Source organism: Cupriavidus sp. 2SB, assembly GCF_005503625.1.
In the GTDB taxonomy this organism is placed as follows: Bacteria; Pseudomonadota; Gammaproteobacteria; order Burkholderiales; family Burkholderiaceae; genus Cupriavidus.
In genome coordinates, this window is the sequence record NZ_SCMX01000064.1 from 17,605 (window position 1) to 39,201 (window position 21,597).

The 21,597-nt window shown below is 65.4% G+C and carries 19 protein-coding genes; 8 read left to right on the forward strand and 11 right to left on the reverse strand.

Annotated features, from left to right (window positions below; all coding sequences use genetic code 11):
* The first annotated feature begins 10 nt into the window (after positions 1-10).
* Positions 11-1,309, forward strand: coding sequence for a DUF1254 domain-containing protein (locus FFS21_RS24080; RefSeq protein WP_137927218.1), 1,299 nt, complete (start codon positions 11-13; stop codon positions 1,307-1,309).
* A 40-nt stretch (positions 1,310-1,349) separates the two neighbouring features.
* Here the strand turns inward: FFS21_RS24080 and FFS21_RS24085 are convergent, their stop codons facing one another.
* The 6 genes from FFS21_RS24085 to FFS21_RS24110 form a co-directional block, all read right to left on the reverse strand.
* On the reverse strand, positions 1,350-2,351 hold the full coding sequence (locus FFS21_RS24085) for a tripartite tricarboxylate transporter substrate binding protein (RefSeq protein ID WP_249359610.1): 1,002 nt from the start codon (positions 2,349-2,351) through the stop codon (positions 1,350-1,352).
* A 56-nt stretch (positions 2,352-2,407) separates the two neighbouring features.
* Positions 2,408-3,271: an isocitrate lyase/PEP mutase family protein gene (locus tag FFS21_RS24090; protein ID WP_137927219.1), complete on the reverse strand. Its 864-nt coding sequence runs from the start codon at positions 3,269-3,271 to the stop codon at positions 2,408-2,410.
* Positions 3,272-3,317: 46 nt separating this feature from the next.
* Entirely contained in the window at positions 3,318-3,923 is a 606-nt protein-coding gene (leuD, locus tag FFS21_RS24095; protein WP_137927220.1) for a 3-isopropylmalate dehydratase small subunit, read from the reverse strand.
* The gene (gene leuC / locus FFS21_RS24100) at positions 3,920-5,323 is read right to left on the reverse strand and encodes a 3-isopropylmalate dehydratase large subunit (protein WP_137927221.1); all 1,404 of its coding nucleotides are present in this window, start codon (positions 5,321-5,323) and stop codon (positions 3,920-3,922) included. The genes leuD and leuC overlap by 4 nt, the downstream gene beginning before the upstream one ends.
* Positions 5,324-5,362: 39 nt before the next feature.
* Entirely contained in the window at positions 5,363-6,358 is a 996-nt protein-coding gene (locus FFS21_RS24105; protein WP_349304723.1) for a Bug family tripartite tricarboxylate transporter substrate binding protein, read from the reverse strand.
* Positions 6,359-6,451: 93 nt separating this feature from the next.
* Complete coding sequence (locus FFS21_RS24110; RefSeq protein WP_137927223.1) at positions 6,452-7,426, reverse strand: 3-hydroxyacyl-CoA dehydrogenase; 975 nt, start codon at positions 7,424-7,426, stop codon at positions 6,452-6,454.
* 269 nt (positions 7,427-7,695) lie between these two features.
* On the opposite strand from FFS21_RS24110, the gene FFS21_RS24115 reads away from it, so the two are divergent.
* From FFS21_RS24115 to FFS21_RS24135, 5 genes are read left to right on the forward strand one after another with little or no spacing between them, the layout of a single operon-like run.
* Complete coding sequence (locus FFS21_RS24115) at positions 7,696-8,655, forward strand: tripartite tricarboxylate transporter substrate binding protein (protein ID WP_160473761.1); 960 nt, start codon at positions 7,696-7,698, stop codon at positions 8,653-8,655.
* Between the two features lie 11 nt (positions 8,656-8,666).
* Positions 8,667-9,803: a TauD/TfdA family dioxygenase gene (locus FFS21_RS24120; protein ID WP_137927225.1), complete on the forward strand. Its 1,137-nt coding sequence runs from the start codon at positions 8,667-8,669 to the stop codon at positions 9,801-9,803.
* A 38-nt stretch (positions 9,804-9,841) separates the two neighbouring features.
* Positions 9,842-10,687, forward strand: a complete 846-nt coding sequence (locus FFS21_RS24125; protein WP_370459364.1) for an isocitrate lyase/PEP mutase family protein — start codon at positions 9,842-9,844, stop codon at positions 10,685-10,687.
* Positions 10,684-11,910: an MFS transporter gene (locus FFS21_RS24130; RefSeq protein WP_137927227.1), complete on the forward strand. Its 1,227-nt coding sequence runs from the start codon at positions 10,684-10,686 to the stop codon at positions 11,908-11,910. Before FFS21_RS24125 ends, FFS21_RS24130 begins: the two co-directional genes overlap by 4 nt.
* A 55-nt stretch (positions 11,911-11,965) precedes the next feature.
* Positions 11,966-12,757 carry a GntR family transcriptional regulator gene (locus FFS21_RS24135; RefSeq protein ID WP_171020483.1) on the forward strand — a complete coding sequence of 264 codons (792 nt, stop codon included), beginning with the start codon at positions 11,966-11,968 and terminating at the stop codon, positions 12,755-12,757.
* Between the two features lie 13 nt (positions 12,758-12,770).
* On the opposite strand, the gene FFS21_RS24140 is transcribed toward FFS21_RS24135, so the two are convergent.
* The 3 genes from FFS21_RS24140 to hisD are packed head-to-tail and all read right to left on the reverse strand — an operon-like array spanning position 12,771 to position 15,918.
* Complete coding sequence (locus FFS21_RS24140) at positions 12,771-13,826, reverse strand: LacI family DNA-binding transcriptional regulator (RefSeq protein WP_137927229.1); 1,056 nt, start codon at positions 13,824-13,826, stop codon at positions 12,771-12,773.
* Positions 13,823-14,593 carry an SDR family NAD(P)-dependent oxidoreductase gene (locus FFS21_RS24145; RefSeq protein ID WP_249359612.1) on the reverse strand — a complete coding sequence of 257 codons (771 nt, stop codon included), beginning with the start codon at positions 14,591-14,593 and terminating at the stop codon, positions 13,823-13,825. Before FFS21_RS24145 ends, FFS21_RS24140 begins: the two co-directional genes overlap by 4 nt.
* Before the next feature lie 2 nt (positions 14,594-14,595).
* Positions 14,596-15,918 carry a histidinol dehydrogenase gene (gene hisD, locus FFS21_RS24150; RefSeq protein ID WP_137927230.1) on the reverse strand — a complete coding sequence of 441 codons (1,323 nt, stop codon included), beginning with the start codon at positions 15,916-15,918 and terminating at the stop codon, positions 14,596-14,598.
* 231 nt (positions 15,919-16,149) lie between these two features.
* Here hisD and FFS21_RS24155 point away from each other — a divergent pair, with 231 nt between their 5' ends.
* A complete protein-coding gene (locus FFS21_RS24155) occupies positions 16,150-18,084 on the forward strand; it encodes a putative Ig domain-containing protein (RefSeq protein WP_137927231.1) in 1,935 nt (644 codons plus the stop codon).
* 162 nt (positions 18,085-18,246) lie between these two features.
* Here FFS21_RS24155 and FFS21_RS24160 read toward each other — a convergent pair whose 3' ends face one another.
* Positions 18,247-18,579 (reverse strand): hypothetical protein, encoded by a 333-nt coding sequence (locus FFS21_RS24160; protein ID WP_137927239.1) that lies wholly within the window; start codon positions 18,577-18,579, stop codon positions 18,247-18,249.
* A 319-nt stretch (positions 18,580-18,898) separates the two neighbouring features.
* A complete protein-coding gene (locus tag FFS21_RS24165) occupies positions 18,899-19,909 on the reverse strand; it encodes a class I SAM-dependent methyltransferase (RefSeq protein ID WP_137927232.1) in 1,011 nt (336 codons plus the stop codon).
* 280 nt (positions 19,910-20,189) lie between these two features.
* Here FFS21_RS24165 and dbpA point away from each other — a divergent pair, with 280 nt between their 5' ends.
* Positions 20,190-21,593, forward strand: coding sequence for an ATP-dependent RNA helicase DbpA (dbpA, locus tag FFS21_RS24170; protein WP_137927233.1), 1,404 nt, complete (start codon positions 20,190-20,192; stop codon positions 21,591-21,593).
* Positions 21,594-21,597: the final 4 nt, after the last annotated feature.

Genomic DNA, 21,597 nt, shown 5'->3' on the forward strand with positions numbered 1-21,597 from the left:
AGCAATCGGCATGAGCACAGACCACGCAACACTGGATCAACGCATCCGCGACGCCTTTATCTACACCTTTCCGCTGCACGACCTGGCGCGCACGGGCTGGCGCTTTACCCAGACCGACCCCGCGCATGGCAAGCCCGCCAACCAGTTGCACCACAACCGGCACCTGCTGGACGACCGTGCCCGACAGGTGACGATGCCGAACAACGACACGCTGTACTCCCTGGCGTGGCTCGACCTGTCCGGCGGCCCCGCCGCGCTGGAAATGCCCGACATGGGAAGCCGTTACTACAGCGTGGCGCTGATGGACGCCTTCACCAACAACTTCGCCTGCCTGGGACCGCGCACCAACGGTGCCGGCGCCCATGTGTTCGTCATCGCCGGACCGAACCATCACGTCAGCGCGCAGGCGGATCTGCCGGACGGCGCCGTATTGGTTCGCGCCCCGTGCAATGACGTCTGGATGCTGGCGCGCGTGCTGGTCGATGGGCCGGACGACCTGCCGGCGGTGCATGCAATGCAGGATCAGATGCGCCTCCGCACGAGCAACGTACCGCCCGCGCCCTTCGCGGCCACACCCGACGAGACCCGCCCCGACACCTACCTGAGGCTCGTCAACGAGGCACTGGCGCGCAACGGCGTGCCGACGCATGAACAGGAAATGGTAGACGGGTTCGCCGACCTCGGTGTCCGCGCCGGCGAGCCAGGCGCGTGGGATACGCTTCCCGAGCCGACCCGTGACGCATGGCAGCGGCTATGGCCGACCCTGCGCCATGATCTGGAGCATCCGCCCAAGGGGAGCATCCGACGGCATGGGCCGCGCGGGTCGTGGTTCAGCGGACTGGACCACATCGGCAACTTTGGTGCCGACTATGTGTATCGCGCCTATATCGCGCTGGTCGGACTCGGTGCACTGGAGCGTCAGGAAGCCATCTACGCGAGCGCCCTGACCGACGGCGCCGGCCAGACGCTGGATGGTGCCCATCGCTACCGGCTGCGTGTGCCGGCGCAGATGCCCGTCAATGCGTTCTGGTCGCTGTCGATGTACGAGTTCGAGCCCGATGGCCGCCGCTTCTTCACCGCGAATCCAATCCAGCGGTATGCGATCGGCGACCGTACACCGGGTCTGGTACGCAATGCCGATGGCTCGCTCGATCTACACATCCAGTGCGATGAGCCCGGCGAGGGCAGCGCAAACTGGCTACCCGCGCCGAAGGGCCGGTTTGCGCTGGCGCTGCGCTATTACCATCCGCAGGCGGAACTGATCGAGCACCGATTCGTCATGCCGGATACCGAGCGACTCTCGGCATAGGCCCGGGCATCGCGGCCTGCGCGTGGCAGGCCGCGATGCCTCAGTTCAGCGGAAAGCGTTTCGCCAGCGCCGTGAAGCGTTCGTCTTCCTTGCGAACCTGCGCGGCGAATTCCTCCGGGGTATTCACGAGCGGCTCGGCGCCCGCCGAGGCAATCGCCTTCTGCAGCTCGGGATGTCGCATGGCCTCGCGCACGGCAGCGTAGATGCTCTGCGTGACCGCCGGCGGGGTGCCCTTCGGCGCGAAGAGGCCGAACCATGTGGTGTAGGCGTACTGGGGCATGCCGGTCTCCACTACCGTGCGGACATCGGGCGCGGCGCCGAAGCGGTGATTCCCCTGATTCGCCACGATCTTCAGCGTGCCGGCCTTCTGGTGCGGGAGGGCCGAAGCCACGCCGGTCACGGCAAAGTTCACGTTGTTAGCGATCATGTCCGTGATGATGGCGGCCGTGCCCTTGTAGTTCACCACGATGAGGTTGGGCAGCGCTTCAGCCTTCAACTGCTGGCCGAACAGCTTGGCCACGTTCTCGCCGGTGCCCATCGAGCATGGCGTGGACACCGTCTTGCAATACTGGATCAGCTCCGGCAGCGACGTCGCCGGGAACTTGCCGTTTGCCACGATAACGCCGGGCGATTGCGCGATGTTGGTGATGGGCACCAGCGTAGCTAGCGGGTCCGTGCCGGTGAACGAAGGTGCATGTTTGGTTAGCACGATGGCAGGCGTCTGCAGCAGCAACGTGTAGCCGTCAGGCTTCGCCTCGGCCACCTTGCGCGTGCCGATCAGGCCATCGGCGCCGGGCAGGTTCGACACCAGCACGGGCTGGCCCCACTGCTCCCCGAGCAGCTTGGCCGTGGCGCGCGCGGAGGCATCCGTGCCGCCGCCTGGTACATACGGTACGACGATCGTCACGGGACGATCGGGCTTCCACTCCGCTTGCGCCAGTGCACTTGCAGGCGCTGCCAGCGCTGCGGCGGACAGCGCCGTGGCCAGAAGGTGTGTGCCGCGCGGAGTCCGGCGGCATTCAATGTTGTGGATCATCGGCATGTTGGTCTCCTCCAGTCGATCTCTTATGGTCGTATGGTTTTTTGGACGTCGCGGTATCAGCGCGCCCAGCGTTTCTCGAAGTCCCAGACTTCCTCGAAGCCGATCAGGCGACAGAACTCGTTGAAGTCGGCCATGGGGATGTCCGGCGAAAGACTGGTGCCGGCTTCCTTGAGATGGCGCAGCGATGCCTCCATCGCGGCAGCCGCCACCAGGCTCGTCATGGCCGGGAAGATCGCCAGCGAGAAACCGATTTCCTTGAGCACATGCGCCGGCAGGATGGGCGTCTTGCCGCCATCGGCCATGTTGGCCATCATCGGCAGGTCGAACGCCTCGCAGGCGCGCCGCATCTCTTCCTCCGACTGCGGCGCCTCGAAGAACAGGATGTCGGCGCCCGCCTTGGCATAGGCTTCCATGCGCCGCATGGCGTCATACACGCCCAGGCTGGCGCGTGCGTCCGTGCGGGCGATGATGAGGAAGTTCTCCTTGTCCTGACGCGCTTCCGACGCAACCTTGATCTTCTCGACCATGTCCTCCACCGGCACGCAGCGCTTGAAGGGGGTGTGGCCGCATTTCTTCGGAAACTCCTGGTCTTCGATCTGGATGGCGGTGACACCGGCCTCTTCATACCCGCGCACCGTGTGGTGCACGTTGAGCAGCCCGCCATAGCCGGTGTCCGCATCGGCAATCAGCGCGGCCTTCGAGGTGCGCGTGATCGTGCGCATGCGGTCCACCATCTGGGTGTAGGTGGCAATGCCAGCATCGGGCAGGCCCAGGCTGGAGGCGGTGAGCCAGTAGCCCGAGCCATAGATGACGTCGAAGCCCACCTTGGTGGTCATGACGGTGGCGATCATGTCCTGCACGCCGGGGATGACGATAAATTCACCGGCGGCAAGTTTCTGTCGAAGGATGGGATTGGCCATGACGGTTCCTTAAAGCAAGACAGCAATCAATCGGAAAAAAGTGGGGTCAGTCCATCGACGCCAGCCACGGCTGGTCGCGCTGCACGCGGGCCTCGTACTCGCGCAGTGCCGCGTCGTGGCGTAGCGTGCGGTCTACCTCGTCCTCGGCGGAGAGCAGTTGTTCCGCGTGCCCATCGGCCAGCGTCACGCCGATGACACTGCCATCTGGCAACTGGAGGCTGCGGTCGGCCACTGTCAGATGCAGCGGCGCGTCGGGCGCAGCGGCCAGCGCTGCCAACAGCCGCGCATGATTGGCGGGTGTCACGGTGGCGGCCACCACGCCGTTCTTCACGCAGTTGTTGCGGAAGATGTCGCCGAAGGACAGCGCTACCACGGCCTGCACGCCGTAGTCCGCCAGGGCCCAGACCGCATGCTCGCGCGAGGACCCGCAGCCGAAGTTCTGCAGGGCCACCAGCAGGCGCGGCGGCGAGGACGCCTTCATGAACGCCACCTCGGAGCGGCCTTCCGCGAGCCAGTCCGCGAACAGGTGCGCACCCATGCCCGTGCGTTGCACCAGCCGCAGAAAGCGTCCCGGAAAAATCGCATCGGTATCGATGTCGTCGCGCTGCATGACCGCCGCGCGGCCTGCCACTTCTGCAATCACGGCTTTCATGCGAGGTACTCCCGGGGATCGGTCAGGCGCCCTTGCAGGGCGGACGCCGCAACGGCGGCCGGGCTCATCAGGTGGGTACGCCCCCCCTGCCCCTGCCGATTCTCGAAATTGCGGTTGGAGGTGGACGCGCAGCGCTCCTTTGGCGCCAGGCTGTCGCCGTTCATGCCGATGCACATCGAGCAGCCCGCCTCGCGCCATTCGAATCCTGCATCGACGAAGACTTGCGCCAGACCCTCTGCCTCGGCCGCGCGCTTGACGCTGCCCGATCCGGGCACCACCAGCGCCCGCACGCCCGACGCCACGCGGCGTCCACGCACAACGTCGGCGGCGGCGCGCAGGTCTTCCAGGCGGCCGTTGGTGCAGGAGCCGATGAAGGCTGTGTCGATCGCCACCGACGACAGCGCCTGCCCGATCTCCAGGCCCATGTAGGCCAGGTTCTCTTCCAGCCGGCCGCGCTCGGCGGGGTCGTCCAGCCCCGCACCATCGCCCACCCTGCCGGAGATGGCGGCGCTATCGGCCGGCGTGGTGCCCCAGGTCACGAGCGGCGCCACGGTGGACGCATCGAACGCGACGCTGCGGTCGTAGTCGGCCGGGTCATCGGTGCGCAAGGTGCGCCAGGCCTCCACCGCCTGCTCGAAATGTTCGCGCGCCGCACCTTGCACGCGCTCACGCAAGTATTCGCGCGTGGTGGCGTCCGGGGCGATCAGGCCGAAGCGTGAACCCGCCTCGATGGTCATGTTGCAAAGGGTCATCCGTGCTTCCATTGACAACCCCTGCACCGTCGGACCCAGATACTCGACGCCAAACCCGTTGCCGCCGCTGGTGCCGATGTGGTGGATGATGGCCAGCGCCAGATCCTTGGCGTAGACGCCCCGGGCCAGCGCGCCCGAGATGGCGATGCCCATCGTGCGAGGCTTGCGCATCCACAGGCTCTGCGTGCTCATGACGTGCGCCACTTCCGAGGTGCCGATGCCCCACGCCAGCGCACCCATGGCACCCAGCGTGGCGCTGTGCGAATCCCCGCAGACCACGGTGCTGCCGGGCAGCACATAGCCAAGCTCGGGCGCGATGACGTGGACGATGCCCTGCAGCGGGTGATCCAGGTCGAACAGTCGCATCCCGGTGGCCTGGGTATTGCGCCGCAACGTGGCAATCTGCTCGCGGCTTTCCGCATTGGGGATATTTGTCAGCCGGTCAGCCGTAGTGGGAACGTTGTGATCCTGAACCGCGATATGGCGTGGCGACGAGCGCAGCGTGTGGCCGGATTCGGCCATGCTGGCAAACGCCTGCGGGCTCGAGACTTCCTGCACGAGGTGCCGGTCGATATAGACCAGATCCTCGCCAGCGTCGTTGTGGGCGACCGCGTGGGCCGCCCAGATCTTGTCGAATAGCGTTGTCATGATGTGAGGGTGTCCTGCGTCAGACTCAATCCAGCTTGCTCAGTCCAGCTTGATCTGGGCGGCCTTGACGATGACCTTGTTCTTGGCCAGATCGCGCACGATCTCGCGTCCGTACGCGTCGGGCGTGCCCGGCGTGGCGACGATCCCCAGGGATGACAGCCGCTCGCGCATGGCCGGGTCGTTCAGCACCTTCTGCAGCGCGACGCTGAGTTTGTCGATGATGGGCTTGGGCGTGCCGGTGGGCGCCATCAGGCCGACCCACGAATTGATCTCGAAGTCTTTCATGCCGGCTTCGATCAGCGTCGGCACGTTCGGCAGCGACGGCGCGCGCTCGCGCGAGGTCACGGCCACCGCATCGACCTGCCCGCTCTTGATGAACGGCATGGCGCCGGTCACCGCCGCAAACGTCACGGGCAACGTGCCGCCTACCACGTCAAGCAGGGCCTGCCCGCCACCCTTGTACGGCACGTGGGTCATCGGCATCCCGGTGCGCTGGTGAAACATTTCACCGGCAAGGTGGGTCGTGCTGCCGTTGCCCGCGCTGCCGTAGGACACGCCTCCCGGCACGGTCTTGGCGTACTTCTGCAGGTCCGCCACGTTCTTGATGCCCAGCATCGGGTTGGCGGCGATGAGCAGCAGCGCATCCCCAATCTTGCCGATGGGCACGAAATCCTTGACCGGATCGAACGGCACCTTGGCATACACGTTGGGATTGATCACCAGCGTGCCGTCGTAACCGAGCAGCAGCGTGTAGCCATCGGGCTCTGCTTTGGCCACCATCTGCGTGCCGATATTGCCGCCGGCCCCGGGCTTGTTGTCCACCACGATCTGCTGGCCCAGCTCCTGGCCGAGCTTCTCGGCGACGATGCGGGCACTGGTATCGGTCACGCCCGCGTTGGCGAACGGCACCACCAGCCGGATCGGCTTGGTCGGATAGGCGTTCTGCGCGTAGGCGGCGGAGGTGCCGAAGGCGGTCAGGGCCAGGGCCATGCCAAGCAGGCGACGGCGCGTGAGTTGGGGGGAACGTTGTTGCATGATGAGGCGTCTCCGGTCTTGTAAAGGGGAAGGCATCTGCGTGCCTTTCTTGCGATGTCGATATGGGTGTCGATGTCGTTGGCGTTGCGGCGTTCAGCCCGGCGGCGTGGCAGCACGTCGCGTGGCGGCAATCGCCATGAGGCGTTCATCGCGCCACGCGCGCCGCGTTTCGAGATCGGTCTGCGAGAGATGCTGGCGACGATCCGTTTCCACCTGTCCGATCAGCGCGGCATCCCACGGCGTGTCGTGCTGCCGCGATTGCGCAATGCGCTGGTACAGCGGTCCGAGCCGCACGGCGTAGTCGGCCACGCCACCCGGCGCGTTGAGGTCGATGGTCTCGAAGGGACCCATGAAGGACCAGCGCCAGCCGAGTCCGTCGCGCACCGTCTTGTCGATGTCTTCGCAACTCGCCACGCCTTCCTGCACCAGCGCCCAGGCTTCGCGCAGCAGCACGGCCTGCAAACGGTTCAGGACGAACCCTTCCACCTCCTTGCGTACATGGACCACGGTCTGGCCTACCGCGCGCATCCATGCGTCAGCGAAATCCACGGTCTGCGCGGCCGTTTCCGGCGACGGCACCAGTTCGACGACCGGCACGAGATACGGCGGATTGACCGGATGGACGATCAGCACGCGTGGCGACATCGACAGGCCCAGCGCGAATGCCGATCCCGGAATGCCCGATGTGGAACTGCCCACCACCGTATCGGGTGCGACCAGCGCATCGAGATCCACCATCAACTGGCGTTTCACATCCACGCGTTCGAGCACGGATTCCTGCACGTAGATCGCGCCGTCCACAGCTTCGGCCAGTGTGGCGACGGGGGCGATGCGGGCCAGCACGTCAGCCGGCGCCTCGTCGATCAACCCGTGTTGGCGCAGGCCATCGAGTTGCGTTGCAATCAACGGCACCGCGCGGCGGGTGATGTCGGGATTGGCGTCGAACATCTTCACGCGCAGCCCGGCACGGGCGAACACGATGGCCCAGCCCGCGCCCACCAGGCCGGCGCCGACGATGGCGACATGGCGTCCGCCAGAGAGTGCGTGTACATCGAAGGAATCGGTCATTTCGTCCTGCTTTTTTGGGGGTGGGTGATGCATACGTATGCAGGCTAACTTTCATGCATTCGTATGCAAACTCAAGGTTTTCCCCTAGCTACTGTCGATATTTGCGCGCTACGGGAAACCCCCAACGCGCTACGCCTTGCAGGCTCAGGATCGGCTTCCTATGCTTGTCTCACGATTTGTCCGGACAAAATAACCAATGCGGACAAAACGTCGCCAGTCTGGCCGCAGAGCCGGGCCATCACACCTCGCAGGAAAGAGGAGACAAACGCATGTTCGCCCCCCAGAAACTCACGCTGCTGGCGCTTGGCCTGGCGGTGTTCGCCCTACCCGCCCGAGCCGAATTCCCGGACAAGCCAGTCAGGATCGTCGTGCCGTATTCCGCAGGCGGCGGCACCGACATCGTGGCGCGCCGGCTGGCCGAGCGGCTGACGCCGCGGCTCAAGCAACCGGTCATGGTGGAGAACCGCCCCGGCGCCAACGGCATCATCGGCACCGACGTCGTGGCCAAGTCCGCGCCGGACGGCCATACCTACGTGCTGGTGGTGAACACGCACCTGCTGAACCCCATCCTCTACAAGAAGATGCCGTACGACACGTTCACCGATTTGATCGGCGTGACGATGGTGTGCAAGTCGCCGCTGGTGTTCGTCACGCAAAGCGGTTTCCCTGCCACGAATGCGGTGGAGTTCGCCAAACACGTCAAGGCGAAGCCGGACAAGTACTCGTACGGCAGCTCCGAGAACATGACCCGGCTGGTTGGCGAGATGTACAACAAGTACCAGCACCTGGACATGGTCAACGTGGCCTACAAGGGCGGCTCGCCGCTGATGACCGATGTGATCGGCGGCGTGACCACGGTGGGCGTGACCAGTGTGCTCACAGCCAAGCCGTTCATCACGTCCGGCAAGCTGCGTCCGCTGGCCGTGACCGGCGCGCAGCGCTCCCCTGTCCTGCCCAACGTGCCAACCATGATCGAATCGGGCATGAAGGATTTCGAGGTCTATACCTCGTACAGCCTCTATGCCCCGGCCAAGACGCCAAAAGCGGCGCTGGAGCGCATGCAGAAGGAAGTGCACGACATCGTCATGGCGCCGGACATGAAGGAGATCCTGGCCGAACAGGCCGCCACGCCCGTGGCCCAGCCGGTGGACGAGTTCAACGTGCAGGTGAAGAAGGATTTCGAGGCCTGGCAACGTCTGGCCAAGGAAGTCAATTTGCAAGCGGAGTGAGACAAGCCGACATGAACACGACCCCGAACGACATTCCCTCCATCGACACGATCCGCCCCGTGCCGGGTGGCTGGACCCGCGCCGACATGGAACGCGACCCGCGCTGGATTCATGTGCTCGACGCCGACGAGATCGCCGCGCTCGAACACGCACTGCGCCATGCGCTGGACACCGGCAAGGACATGTTCGACATGTCCATCGAGGATTTCCCGCTCGACGCCCGCGTGCGCCGCCGGCTGGTGGCGCTGATCGACGAGACGCAGGGCGGCTTTGGCCTCAAGCTGCTGCGCGGCTTTCCGGTCGATCGCTGGGATGCCGACGCGCTGCGCAAACTGTTCTGGGGGATTGGCCTGTTGCTCGGCGTGCCGCGCCCACAGGGCAAGTCGAGCCAGTTCGTGTCGGACGTGCGCGATGCGGGCGGCACCTATCGCTCCGGTACGGGCCGTGGCTACAACACGCGCTCGGGCCTGGACTTCCATGCCGACGGCAGCGACATGGTGGGCCTGTTCTGCGTGCGCACCGCCAAGGCGGGCGGTTCCAGCCTGATCACCAGTTCGATTGCTGCGCACAACGAGATGGTGCGCCTGCGTCCGGACCTGGCTCTTGAACTCTACAAGCCTCTGGTCTTCAGCCGGCAAGGCGAACAGGCACCCGAGGAAACGCCGTGGTACGCCGCGCCGGTTTTCGGTGTGCGCGACGGGCATTTTGCGTGCCGCCATATCCGCAATCACATCAAGGGCGCGCAGGCCACCTTTCCCGATGTGCCGCGCTTGTCCGCCCAGCAGACCGAGGCGCTGGACCTGTTCGATACGCTGCTCGCACGGGAAGATCTGTGCTACGACATGGACCTGCAGCCGGGCGATATCCAGTTGCTGAACAACCATATCGTCCTGCACTCGCGCACCGAGTACGAAGATCACCCTGAACCCGAGCGCAAGCGCCATCTGTTCCGCCTGTGGCTCTCGCTGCCGCAGGCCCAGCCGCTGCCGCTGGGCTGGCTCGATGCCTACAAGGATGTAGACGCCGCATGCGTGCGCGGTGGATTTCGCGGCATCGGCATCACGCCGCAAATTCGCGCATTCGAGGCCCGCTTGGCCAACGCCCATGGTATGAAGCTCCGTATCTATCCCGTCAAGGAAGCCGCCTGATGAACACCACTCCCTCCCAGGGCACCGCCCGTCCGTCGATGCGCGAACTGCTGGCACGCAAGCGCCTGATTGCCGCACCCGGCGTGTTCGACATGATCTCGGTGCGCATTGCCACGCGCATGGGATTCGACTGCCTGTACATGACCGGCTATGGCACGGTGGCGTCGTACCTGGGCTTGCCCGATGCGGGCCTTGCCACCTACACCGACATGGTCAACCGCGTGGGCGCCTTCTGCTCCGCCGCCACGGTGCCGATGATCTGCGACGGCGATACCGGCTACGGCGGCCTGCTCAACGTTGCGCACACGGTGCGGGGCTACGAGCGCGCCGGTGCCAGCGTGATCCAGCTCGAAGACCAGGAATTCCCGAAGAAATGCGGCCATACGCCGGGACGGCGCGTGATTCCGATGGAAGACATGGTCAAGAAGATCCAGGTGGCCGTGGAAGCGCGCGAAAGCCGCGACTTCATGATCCTGGCCCGCACCGATGCGCGCACGACGCTGGGACTCGACGAAGCGCTGCGCCGCGCCGAAGCGTATGCAAAAGCCGGGGCCGACATCCTCTTCGTGGAATCGCCCGAATCGGAGAAAGAGCTGGAAATCATCGGCCGTACCTTCGACCTGCCGCTGCTGGTCAACGTGGTGGAAACGGGCCGCACGCCAGTACTGCCCGCCGAGACGCTGGAACAGATGGGTTTTGCCATCGCGATCTATCCGGCCGTCGGTTTCCTGGCGATGGGTAAGGCGCTGGAGGATGTCTACGGCCACCTGCAGGCCAACCGCACGTCGCTGGGCATCGGGGACAAGCTCTATGACTTCCCGCGGTTCAACACGCTGATGGACTTCGAATCCGTGTGGGACTTCGACAAGCGTCACGCTTCATGACCCTTGGCCAGTCTTCGCCCGGTCGTCCGGCACTCACACTGGCCAGCACGCTGGCCATTCAGATGCTGGCGACTGCCGCCACGCTGGCCTTTGCCGTGCTGGCACCCGTGATGCCGGGCGTGGCGCTGCCCAGCGTCGGCCTGTTCCTGTCGCTGGTTTATCTGGGCGGCATGGCCGGCAGCCTGGCGGGTGCGGGAATCGTCGAAGCATGGGGGCCGGTGCGCGCCTCGCAGCTTGGATTGCTGGCCCAGGCGGCGGCGCTCTGCATGCTGGCCACCGGCGTGCCGGAACTGCGGCCAGTGGCCGCGCTCGTCAGCGGACTGGGCTACGGCCCGATCACGCCAGCCAGTTCGCAGATCCTGGCGCGCACCACCTCGGCCAGCCGCATGGGGTTTGTCTTTTCGCTCAAGCAGACCGGCGTGCCGCTCGGTGGCCTGCTGGCCGGCGCGCTGCTGCCGCCGCTGGCCGCCCTCCTCTCCTGGCAGGCCGCCCTGTGCGCGCTGGCGGCCGCCGCGCTGGTCGTCGCCATCCTGAGCCAGCCGCTGCGCACCATGTACGACGATGCCGCGACCGGCCATTTCGTGGTGGCGGCGAACCTGCGCCAGATGTTCCGCGATGTGCTGGGCGACAGCCGCCTGCGTTCGATGGCAGCGGTCTCGGTGCTGTTTTCGGCGTGCCAGCTATCGGTCAGCGGCTATCTGATGGTGTATCTGACGACCGAGATCGGCATCGGGCTGACGCAGGCCGGACTGATCTATGCGATCACGCAGGGTGCAGGCATCGCCGGGCGCATCGCGTGGGGCCGTCTCGCGGACCTGGCTGGCGCGCCGCGCGGCGTGCTGATCCTGCTGGCTGTGCTGATGAGCGCGGCCACCGTGGCAACCGGCCTCTTTACGGCGCAGTGGACGCTGGCGCCGCTTTGCCTCGTGGCCGCCCTGCTCGGCGCAACGGCCATCGGCTGGAATGGCGTCTATCTGGGCGAGGTCGCGCGGCTGGCGCCGCCGGGGCGGGTGGCGTCGGTCACCGGTGGCGCGCTGTTCTGCACGTACTTTGGCGTGGTGTCGGGACCGGCCGCCTTCGGCTATTTCGCGCAACGCGTAAACAGCCTGAGTCTGGCTTATCTGGCACTGGCGGGTGTGCCGGTGCTGGCGGCCGGGCTCTTGTTCTGGGGCGACCGTGCGAAGCCCGTCGCCACGGCCAATGACAGCGCTTGCCCGCCATGACGCGTCCCGGCTATGCTCCACTCCCATCCCTCACCTGACGCTGCCCACGCGATTCATGGAACAAGGCCGCCCCCTCCCCGATGACTTTGCCGACGCGGTCCCGCACGAGCGCACCGACGCCAGCCCGCGCTATCTCGCGCTCGCGCGGAGCCTGCGCGCGGAAATCGAATCGGGAAAATATCCGGTAGGCAGCAAGCTCCCGACCGAAATGGAGCTGTGCAAGCAGTTCGGCGCAAGCCGCCATACGGTGCGCGCGGCCATCGAGCGTCTGGTCCGGCTCGAACTGATCAAGCGTACGCCCCGCATCGGCACGATTGTCACGGCGGCACGTGCCAAACAAGGCTATGAGCTGGCCGTGGGCCAGGTGGGCGACCTGCTCCAGTACGCCGCCACCACGCGCATGCGGGTGTTGTCGCGCGACCTGCGCGAGGTGGGCGACGATGCCGACCCCGCGCTGCAGCCGTACCACGGGCAGCTATGGCTCGTGATCCGGGGGGTGCGCACCGGCGACGATGCCGATACGCCCATCTGCTACAACGAGGTGTGGGTCCATCCGGACTACCGCGGCGTGCGCGGCGCCGAGCAGGACATCGAGGCCTCGGTCTTTCATCTGATCGAGAAGCAGTTCCAGGTATCGGTCTCCCGTATCGAGCAGGTGATCCACGCCGCGGCACTGCCCGCCGAGATTGCCGAACTGCTCGACATGCCGCCCGGTGCGGCCGGCCTGTGGATCAACCGCCAGTATCGCGACGCCAGCGGTAACCTCATCGAGATGGCCTGGTCGATCCATCCGGCCGAGCGTTTCTCGTACCGGATGGTGCTGGACCGGACGTGGCGCAGTGCGTGACCACGACAATGCATCAAGGCGTCTTGCGGGACTTGGTTGGCTTCCGTCCAGCCTGACCGTCCCGCACGCCGACCGTGCCTCGTTCCACCAGCACGCAGGGCACATCCACGCTACGGGCCATGATCTGCCCGCCCATCTGGTCGAATAGCAGGTTGCGCGTGGCATCCACCATTTCGTCGATGTTCTGCTGGACGGTCGTGAGATGGAACGACGGCCAGGCCGCCTGAGGGACGTTGTCGAACCCCACCACCGATACGTCGCGCGGCACCTCCAGCCCGAGTTCGGTGCGCAGCGTCTCAAGCGCCGCGATGGCCATGTGGTCGTTGGCGGAGAACAAGGCGTCGGGGCGGTTGGCGGGGTCTTTGAACATCGCCAGCACGGCGCGGCGCGCTTCGGCAAAGTCATAGTGGCCCACGGCGCGCGCGTGCAGCGGCATTCCGGCCGCTTCCAGCGCATCGCGCAATCCCGCTTCGCGATCCCGGCTGGTGGACGCATTCTCCGCGCCGGCCAGCCAGGCGATGCGCCGATGCCCAGTGCGCAGCAACAGTTCTCCCACCATGCGGCCGCCATCCCGGTTTTGCGATGTCACCGAACTGGTGGCGTATGCGCCCATCGCACCCATCTGCGCTACCCGGTTGAACAGCACCACGGGGATGCCGGCGTTCTGGCAGTCGCTGGCAAGCGCTGACGAGAGCGAGGTCGAGGCCATGACGATGCCATCCACCTGGTACTGCAGGATGTCCGTCAGCACCTCGTCGGCGTCTTCGGTCTGGCTGATAAAGAGCAGCACGTGATAGCCGTCCTGCTGCAGCGCCTGGCAGAGCCGCTCGATGACCACCGGATAGAACTGGTTCTCCAGATAGCTCATCACCAGGCCGATGATGCGGCTGCGCCGGGTGATCAGGCTGCGTGCGATGGCGTTGGGCCGATACCCGAGCTTGCGCGCGGCTTTCTCGATACGCTCGCGCGTGTCCGGCGCCACGCTCGCGCCCGGCGTGAACGTGCGGCTGACCGCTGACTGCGAAACCTCCGCAAGCCGGGCAACGTCATGGGCCGTGACTTTCTTCATGCCGCGGTCCACCCGCCGTCGAGCATCAGCGCGCTCCCGGTCATCAGGCTAGATGCGTCGCTGGCGAGGAACACCACCGGCCCCATCACTTCGTCGATGCGCCCCAGGCGTCCGAGCGCGATCTTCTCCAGCACGAAGTTGCGGAACGTCCGGTCCTCGAACATCGGCGCGGTCAGCGTGGTCTCGATGAACGTCGGGCACAACGTATTGACGCGGATACCCGCCGGGCCCAGTTCCCAGGCCAGTGCCTTGGTCATGCCCTCCATCGCATGCTTGCTCGCGCAATAGAGCGTGCGGCGCGGACTGCCCACATGCCCCATCTGCGACGAGACATTGATGATGGAGCCCGGCAGCCCCGCCGCCTGCAGGCTGCGCGCTACCTCGCGGCAGACGTAGAACGTGGCCTTCACATTCAGCGCGAAGACCGCATCGATGTCCTCGTCCGGCGTCTCGGTGAGCAGGCGGGGACGATTCATGCCCGCGTTATTGACGAGGATCTGGTACGGCGGACGGTTGGCGATTTCCCGCGCCACGGCGCGCGAGTCAGTGACATCGAGCACCATGGCGTCGGCATGGCCGCCCTGCGCGCGGATGGCCGCGCAGGCCGCCTCCAGCTCGTCGCCTGAACGCGCGGCAAGCGTGACCGCCGCACCCGCCTGGGCCAGCGCCACCCCGGCGGCGAGGCCGAGGCCCCGCCCGCCGCCCGTGACCAGCGCCCGCTTGCCGTCGAGGCGAAACCCGCCGAAGGTTGGCAGTGCGGACGTCACGATTACGCCTCCAGTGCCGGAACCGGCTCGTACCAGGGCACTTCCGGACGATTGCCGTAGCGGCGCACGCGGATATTGGCCTGTTCACCGTGACCGGCGAAGTTTTCCATATGGCAGAGACGCGAGCAGTACTCGCCGATCTCCGCGCTGGCCGCATCGGTCGTGACGCGCTGGAAGGTACAGGTCTTCAGGAACTTGCCTACCCAGAGTCCGCCCGTATAGCGCGCCGCCTTGTTGGTCGGCAACGTGTGGTTGGTGCCGATGACCTTGTCGCCAAAGGCCACGTTGGTACGCGGGCCCAGGAATAGCGCACCGTAGTTGCTCATGTTGTTGAGGAACCAGTCCGGATCGCGCGTCATGACCTGCACGTGCTCGGAGGCAATCTCGTCAGCCTTCTGCAGCATTTCCTCGCGCGAGTCGCACACGATGACTTCGCCAAAATCCGCCCACGCCTTGGCCGCGATGCCTGCGGTCGGCAGGATCTTGAGCTGGCGTTCCACCTCGGCCATCGTGGCATGCGCCAGTGCTTCGCTGTCGGTGAGGAGCACCGCTGGCGAGGTCAGGCCATGCTCGGCCTGGCCCAGCAGGTCCACCGCGCAGATTTCGCCATCGACCGAATCGTCGGCGATCACCAGGGTTTCGGTCGGGCCTGCAAACAGGTCGATGCCGACGCGGCCAAACAGTTGGCGCTTGGCCTCTGCCACGAACATATTGCCCGGACCCACCAGCATGTCCACCGGCGCGATGGATGGCGTACCCACGGCCATGGCCACCACGGCCTGCACGCCGCCGAGCACCAGGATTTCATCGGCGCCCGCCATGTGCATGGCCGCGACGATGGCCGGGTGCGGTTCGCCATGGAACGGCGGCGCCGTGGCCACCACGCGCTTGACGCCCGCCACCTTGGCCGTCAGCACGCTCATGTGCGCGGAGGCCAGCAGCGGATACTTGCCGCCGGGGATGTAGCAGCCCACGGCGTTGATCGGTACGTGGCGATGACCGAGGAACACGCCCGGACGCGTCTCTACCTCGACGTCGAGCATGGAATCGCGCTGGATCTGGGCGAAGTTGCGGACCTGGGCCTGTGCAAAGCGGATGTCTTCCAGCTCGCGCGCCGACAGGCTCTTCATCGCGCGCTCGATGGCGGCCTGCGACAGCCGGAAGTCCTGTGGCTCCCAGTTGTCGAACTTCTTGCTGTACTCGCGCACGGCAGCATCGCCACGCGACTCGATATCGCGAATGATGCCTTCGACCGTATTGCGCACGGCGGTGTCGTCTTCGGCACGCGCTTGCACGTCGCGGCCACGCTTGAGGTAACGAATCATGAGGATTTCCGTTGTGGGGTTTGCATACGTATGCAGACTAACTTTCTTGCATTCGTATGCAAACTCAGCGTTTTCCCTGATACGTCGTTAGCCCCTTTGTACCGTCGCTCGAAATAGGGACGCGGCGGTTCGCGCACACCGCTACAATCGCGCGCAAGTCCCAGCATTGCGGACGGCCGCCCTCGCAGATCGCGACGGGACGGTACACATTGATAAATCCGGGTACGGTCCATGTCTTGCCACTTCGCCTCATTTCCCACCGCCTGCCGCGAGCGTCTGTTCGCCCTGCTGCTCTCGTTGATGTTCGCGTGCTTTCTCACGGGTTGCGGCGATGACGACGCGGCGCCGCCCCCTCCCGCCGGCCTCACCTACAGCATGACGTCTGCCTCCTATCAGGTAGGCACGGCGATTGTGGAAAATCGTCCCATGGCGAGCGGCGGCGCCGTCGAGCGCTATACGATCACGCCCGCACTACCCGCTGGCCTTTCGATCGATGCTGCCACGGGCGTTATCAGCGGCACACCGACTGCGGCGAGCCTCTCTGCCATCTATACGGTGGCGGCGCAGAACGCTGGGGGCACCGCCACCGCACGTGTGCAGATTGAAGTGCGCGGCGTGGCGTCCGCGCCGGCTGCGCTGACCTATCGCGAAGCCACGGTCACCTACTCCACCGGCGCGGCCATCACCGCCAACACGCCGACGAGTAGCGGCGGCCCGATCACTACCTACAGTGTCACCCCGGCGTTGCCGGCCGGCCTCTTGCTCGACGCGCAGACCGGGGCCATCACCGGCACGCCTACCGCTATCACGCCCGCTGCCGCCTACGTTGTCACGGGAAGCAATGCGGCCGGAAGCACCACCGCCACGCTGCAGATTACGGTGCAGGCCGCCCTGGTTGCACCCGCGAGCCTGACGTTCACCACGACGTCCGCCCTCTATGTCACGACCGAACCGATTACGCCCAATGCCCCAGTGGCCACCGGCGGGCCCATCGGCACGTTCAGCGTATCGCCCTCCCTTCCTGCCGGGCTGAGCCTCAACACCGCGACGGGCGTCATCAGTGGCACGCCTTCTGCCGTGCAGTCGATGGGCGTCTACACCATTACCGGCAGCAACGCGGCAGGCAGCGTACAGGCGCAGGTGCGGATCACGGTCACCTCGCGGGGGACGTGGAGCACTGCAGCGCCGCTGCTCGTGCCTGCGCATTACTTCACGGCCACCCGCTTGAACGACGGACGCGTGCTTGTAGCCGGCGGGTTCCAAGGCGGTGGCAGTACGGCGAGGGCCGAGATCTACGATCCGGCAATCAATACGTGGATACTCACTGGCGCAATGCAGTCCGCGCGCAGCGGGCACACTGCCACGCTGTTGCCCGATGGCCGCGTGCTTGTCGTGGGCGGCGAGGCCGTCTTTTCTATCGCGGTGAACAGCGCCGAATTGTACGATCCGGCCACAGGCATCTGGACGCCCGCCGGCAACATGAGCGAGACACGCGAGAACCACACTGCCACGCTGCTGCAAAACGGCAAGGTTCTGATTGCGGGAGGCTATGACGGGAACGGCGGCATCGTCTTCCGGAACAGCATCGAGCTTTTCGATCCCGTTGCCAATGCGTGGACACGGATGACCACGACATCGGCAGTTCCTCGTGCGCAGCATGCTGCGGGCCTGCTCCCCGGTGGCAATGTATTGCTCATGGGGGGTGTGAACGGGAGCGGCTTTGTCAATACCGCCGAGCGTATCGCCATTTACGATAGCGGCACGACGCCCGAGGCGTTTCCCATCCTGGGCAACGTGACCCTATCCGCTCGGCTGGCGGATGGCTCGTTTCTCGTCATGGCCGACGGCTCGACCAGCGCCCAGCGCTACACCCCGTCCACATCCACCTGGACCGCCAGCACGATGCAGGAGCGGCGCACCATACCGACAGTCACGACGCTCGCTGACGGACGCGTGCTGGTTGCGGGCGGCGCCACATCGGGCGGTGTCCGCGCGACGTCGACCGAGATCTACAACCCCGACACCAATACGTGGACTGCCGGCACGCCGATGTCTGACGGCCGCGGTGCGGGCCAGGCCGTGTTGCTTGTCGACGGCAGCGTGCTGATGATCAGTGGCTACAGCGGCAGCGGTGAAGTGCCGTCTGTCGAACGCTTTCAGCCGTAGTTTTTTGTGGTCTGCTGAAGCCGACGCCAGTGGCTATGGGCTCCCCTCTCCCGCGCAGCGGGAGAGGGGAGTAACACAGCGGACGCAAGAACCCCCCGTCAAAGCAAAAGCGGCGTCGCAATCTGCGACGCCGCTCAAGTCTTTCTTGAACCCGACGAAGAATTACTTCTTCGCGCCGTCCGTGTACGGATCGGCCTTGCCGGACTTGGCGCCGTCCAGGTACGGATCCGGCTTGCCAGTCTTGGCACCGTCGGTGTACGGATCGACCTTGCGGGGAGCCAGGTCGGTGCGGGTGGACTTCTTTGCGCCGCCCGAGTACGGGTCGAACTTGTTGTCGGACTTGGCGCCGTCCAGGTACGGATCGGGCTTGCCGGTCTTGGCACCGTCGGTGTACGGGTCCACCTTCTTGTAGGTGTTTTGCGCGTGGGCCAGTTGCACGGCGCCAAGGGCGGTGAGCGCGACAACGGTCAGCGTCGATACGGTCTTTTTCAGCATCATCCTCTTCTCTTCAAGTAAGGGCCGGACAATAGGCTCCGGCAGTAGCGAATATCCACAGGCGTCGCGTCAGAGACGCAGCGTTGTCTCCGAAGACGGGACGTTGGCCCACTGCGGCATGACACCATGGTTTCACCGCCCTAGCCATCAGACCGAGGAATAGGCGGGACTATACGAATATCTAATCGCTCTGCGCCTGAGGAGAGGACCCATGGCATGAGCGATATGTTCGTAGTCATGTATCCATACGAAAGTATGGTGACGATGGCGATTTTCATGGTGGGCGGACGGATACCGAGCCCTGCCGCCCTGCCCTTGATCACCCGGCGAACGCTGGTGCCTGTGCCACGCAGAACAGGCTCATCGCCGCCTGCGGGGTTCCGGGCTTGATGCCGGACAGACGCTGGGCGACGCGAATTTTCAGGGGAGCATGACCAATCTCGCCGCTCAGGGTCTGCGCACCGACAAAATGGTTATGCGGAAAGACGCGGACCTGCCATCCGAGGGGATCGAATACGCTGTGGGCGAGCCGCGCCGTCAAGCCATCGCCGGGGCGATGGTGAAGTTCGGTGGCCAGTGCCCATTGCTGTTCATTGTCTGCGGAGGCGTGGCCGCCCCGATTCAGCCAGCGATAGACCGGCACGCGCAGGCGCCACAGCGCCATGGCGATACCCCGGAAATTCCACGCGCTGTGCTGTGGATCGTGATCGGTAATCAGGAGGCCGCCCGGTTTCACGAGCCGCGCGGCTTCGCGCAGGACGGCTGCCATATCGTCGCAGTGATGCAACGATCCGTTGATGGCCACGATGTCCGCGATGCCGGTGGCCAGCGGCATGTCATGGGCGTCCGCGAGCAACGGCACATAGCCCACCGACGCCGCACGCAACAGGCTGCCTTCCGCAATGTCGACGCCGATGGCGATACGTGGATGCCCGCCCAGTGTCGCAAGGACATTGCCGGGTCCGCAGCCCACATCGACCACGACCTTGCCGTCGAGCGATCCCAGCACGGATAGCCAGCGGTCGCGCAACTCCGGATACCGGTGCACCTCGGCCAGCCAGTTGTCCATCCACTTCGGATGGCTGAAATAGTGGGCGTTGGCCAGCATGCCGCGCGTGAAGCGGATTGGCGCTTCGGGGAAGTTGCCGGCTACCACGCCGGCCTCGGGTTTCAGGTAGGGCTGCAAGCGATCCAGGTAAGTCCGCGTAGCCTCGGACGAATGGGCCGATGCCGAAGTCCGACCTCGATCCGCGTCGTCCTTCACGTCCGGGGGGCGTTCGGATGTCAGCGAAGGCAGACATTGATGGGCGGGCGTGTGCAGCTGTTCCATGTACATCTCCCCCTCGACAAGGCAAATTTGCCTCATGGCCGTCGATAAACCGACGTCCTTGTTATCGGCTCGCAGGACCGCGAACGTCTAGGGAGTTAATCAGACTCTTGCAACGCAGCAAAATGCAAGTTCGTTTCGAGATGTGAGTTTTGGTGCGGCAGGACACATAGTTGTGGCCTGTCGGCGTCACGCCGGAGAGAAAATACGACGTTTGAAGCGCATCGGCCCTCCTCCGGTGCAGATGGAAGGTCAGCGTCCGGCCTTGCCTCTATAATCCGGCATGACTTCTACCACCCCCACCTCCGCCACCTCTTTCGCCACGCTGCCTCTCTCCGCAGCGATGCAGGCAACCCTGGCCCAACTCGGCTATGAAGCCATGACGCCCATCCAGGCGGCCAGCCTGCCGCTGGCGCTGGCGGGTCAGGACCTGATTGCACAGGCCCGCACCGGCAGCGGCAAGACCGCCGCGTTTGCGCTGGCCCTGCTGCACCGCCTGGATCCGCGCCGCTTCGATGTGCAGGCGATGGTGCTCTGCCCGACCCGCGAACTGGCCGATCAGGTCACGCAGGAAATCCGTCGCCTCGCCCGCGCGGAAGACAACGTCAAGGTGCTGACGCTCAGCGGCGGCTCGCCGATCCGTCCGCAAGCCGAGAGCCTGGAGCATGGCGCGCACGTGATCGTGGGCACGCCGGGCCGCATCATCGATCACCTGGATCGCGGCAGCCTGAACCTCGACACGATCAACACGCTGGTGCTCGATGAAGCGGACCGCATGCTCGACATGGGCTTTCATGACGACATCTCGTTCATCGCCAGCCATGCGCCGAAAGAGCGGCAGACGCTGCTATTCTCGGCCACCTACCCGGCCGCCATCGACAAGCTCGCCCATCGCTTCCTGCGCCAGCCCAAGACGGTGAAGGTTGCCGAGGCGCACGACGCAGGCACGATCACCCAGCGCTTCTACGAGGTGCAGAACGGCGAGCGTCTCAACGCCGTGGGCCTGTTGCTCGACCATTACCGCCCGGCCACCACCCTCGCCTTCTGCAATACCAAGGCGCGTTGCAACGACCTGGCCGAACTGCTGCACGCGCAAGGCTATGCCGCACTGGCGCTGCATGGCGATCTGGAACAGCGCGACCGCGATCAGGTGCTGGTGCAGTTTGCCAACCGGAGCTGCTCGGTGCTGGTGGCGACCGACGTGGCCGCGCGCGGACTCGACATCGCGCAACTGGAAGCCGTGATCAACGTGGATGTCACGCCCGACCCCGAGGTTCACGTTCACCGCATCGGCCGCACCGGACGTGCCGGCGAAGCAGGCTGGGCTTTCAGTCTCGCCAGCCTCGACGAAATGGGCCGCGTGGGGAATATCGAGCAGCATACGGGCACCACGTTCAAGTGGCATCCGCTCAGCGAACTGACGCCTTCGAACGGCGGACGCCTGCTGCCCCCGATGGTCACGCTGCAGATGCTGGGTGGGCGCAAGGAAAAAATCCGCCCCGGCGACATCCTCGGCGCGCTGACCGGCGAGGCGGGTTACACCAAGGAACAGATCGGCAAGATCAACGTGATGGAGATGTCGACCTACATCGCCGTGGATCGCGCCATTGGCCGCGAGGCGATGAAGCGCCTGAACGAAGGCAAGGTCAAGGGCCGCAAAGTCAAGGTGCGGATGCTGACTGCCTGAAGGT

Coding starts and splice junctions, on each gene's coding strand:
- FFS21_RS24135 (WP_171020483.1), top strand. CDS start 11,966: ATGGAACAAGGCCGCCCCCTCCCCGATGACTTTGCCGACGCGGTCCCG.
- FFS21_RS24160 (WP_137927239.1), bottom strand. CDS start 18,579: ATGCTGAAAAAGACCGTATCGACGCTGACCGTTGTCGCGCTCACCGCC.
- dbpA (WP_137927233.1), top strand. CDS start 20,190: ATGACTTCTACCACCCCCACCTCCGCCACCTCTTTCGCCACGCTGCCT.
- FFS21_RS24080 (WP_137927218.1), top strand. CDS start 11: ATGAGCACAGACCACGCAACACTGGATCAACGCATCCGCGACGCCTTT.
- FFS21_RS24085 (WP_249359610.1), bottom strand. CDS start 2,351: ATGCCGATGATCCACAACATTGAATGCCGCCGGACTCCGCGCGGCACA.
- FFS21_RS24140 (WP_137927229.1), bottom strand. CDS start 13,826: ATGAAGAAAGTCACGGCCCATGACGTTGCCCGGCTTGCGGAGGTTTCG.
- FFS21_RS24115 (WP_160473761.1), top strand. CDS start 7,696: ATGTTCGCCCCCCAGAAACTCACGCTGCTGGCGCTTGGCCTGGCGGTG.
- leuD (WP_137927220.1), bottom strand. CDS start 3,923: ATGAAAGCCGTGATTGCAGAAGTGGCAGGCCGCGCGGCGGTCATGCAG.
- leuC (WP_137927221.1), bottom strand. CDS start 5,323: ATGACAACGCTATTCGACAAGATCTGGGCGGCCCACGCGGTCGCCCAC.
- hisD (WP_137927230.1), bottom strand. CDS start 15,918: ATGATTCGTTACCTCAAGCGTGGCCGCGACGTGCAAGCGCGTGCCGAA.
- FFS21_RS24110 (WP_137927223.1), bottom strand. CDS start 7,426: ATGACCGATTCCTTCGATGTACACGCACTCTCTGGCGGACGCCATGTC.
- FFS21_RS24120 (WP_137927225.1), top strand. CDS start 8,667: ATGAACACGACCCCGAACGACATTCCCTCCATCGACACGATCCGCCCC.
- FFS21_RS24125 (WP_370459364.1), top strand. CDS start 9,842: ATGCGCGAACTGCTGGCACGCAAGCGCCTGATTGCCGCACCCGGCGTG.
- FFS21_RS24165 (WP_137927232.1), bottom strand. CDS start 19,909: ATGGAACAGCTGCACACGCCCGCCCATCAATGTCTGCCTTCGCTGACA.
- FFS21_RS24090 (WP_137927219.1), bottom strand. CDS start 3,271: ATGGCCAATCCCATCCTTCGACAGAAACTTGCCGCCGGTGAATTTATC.
- FFS21_RS24155 (WP_137927231.1), top strand. CDS start 16,150: ATGTCTTGCCACTTCGCCTCATTTCCCACCGCCTGCCGCGAGCGTCTG.
- FFS21_RS24130 (WP_137927227.1), top strand. CDS start 10,684: ATGACCCTTGGCCAGTCTTCGCCCGGTCGTCCGGCACTCACACTGGCC.
- FFS21_RS24105 (WP_349304723.1), bottom strand. CDS start 6,358: ATGCAACAACGTTCCCCCCAACTCACGCGCCGTCGCCTGCTTGGCATG.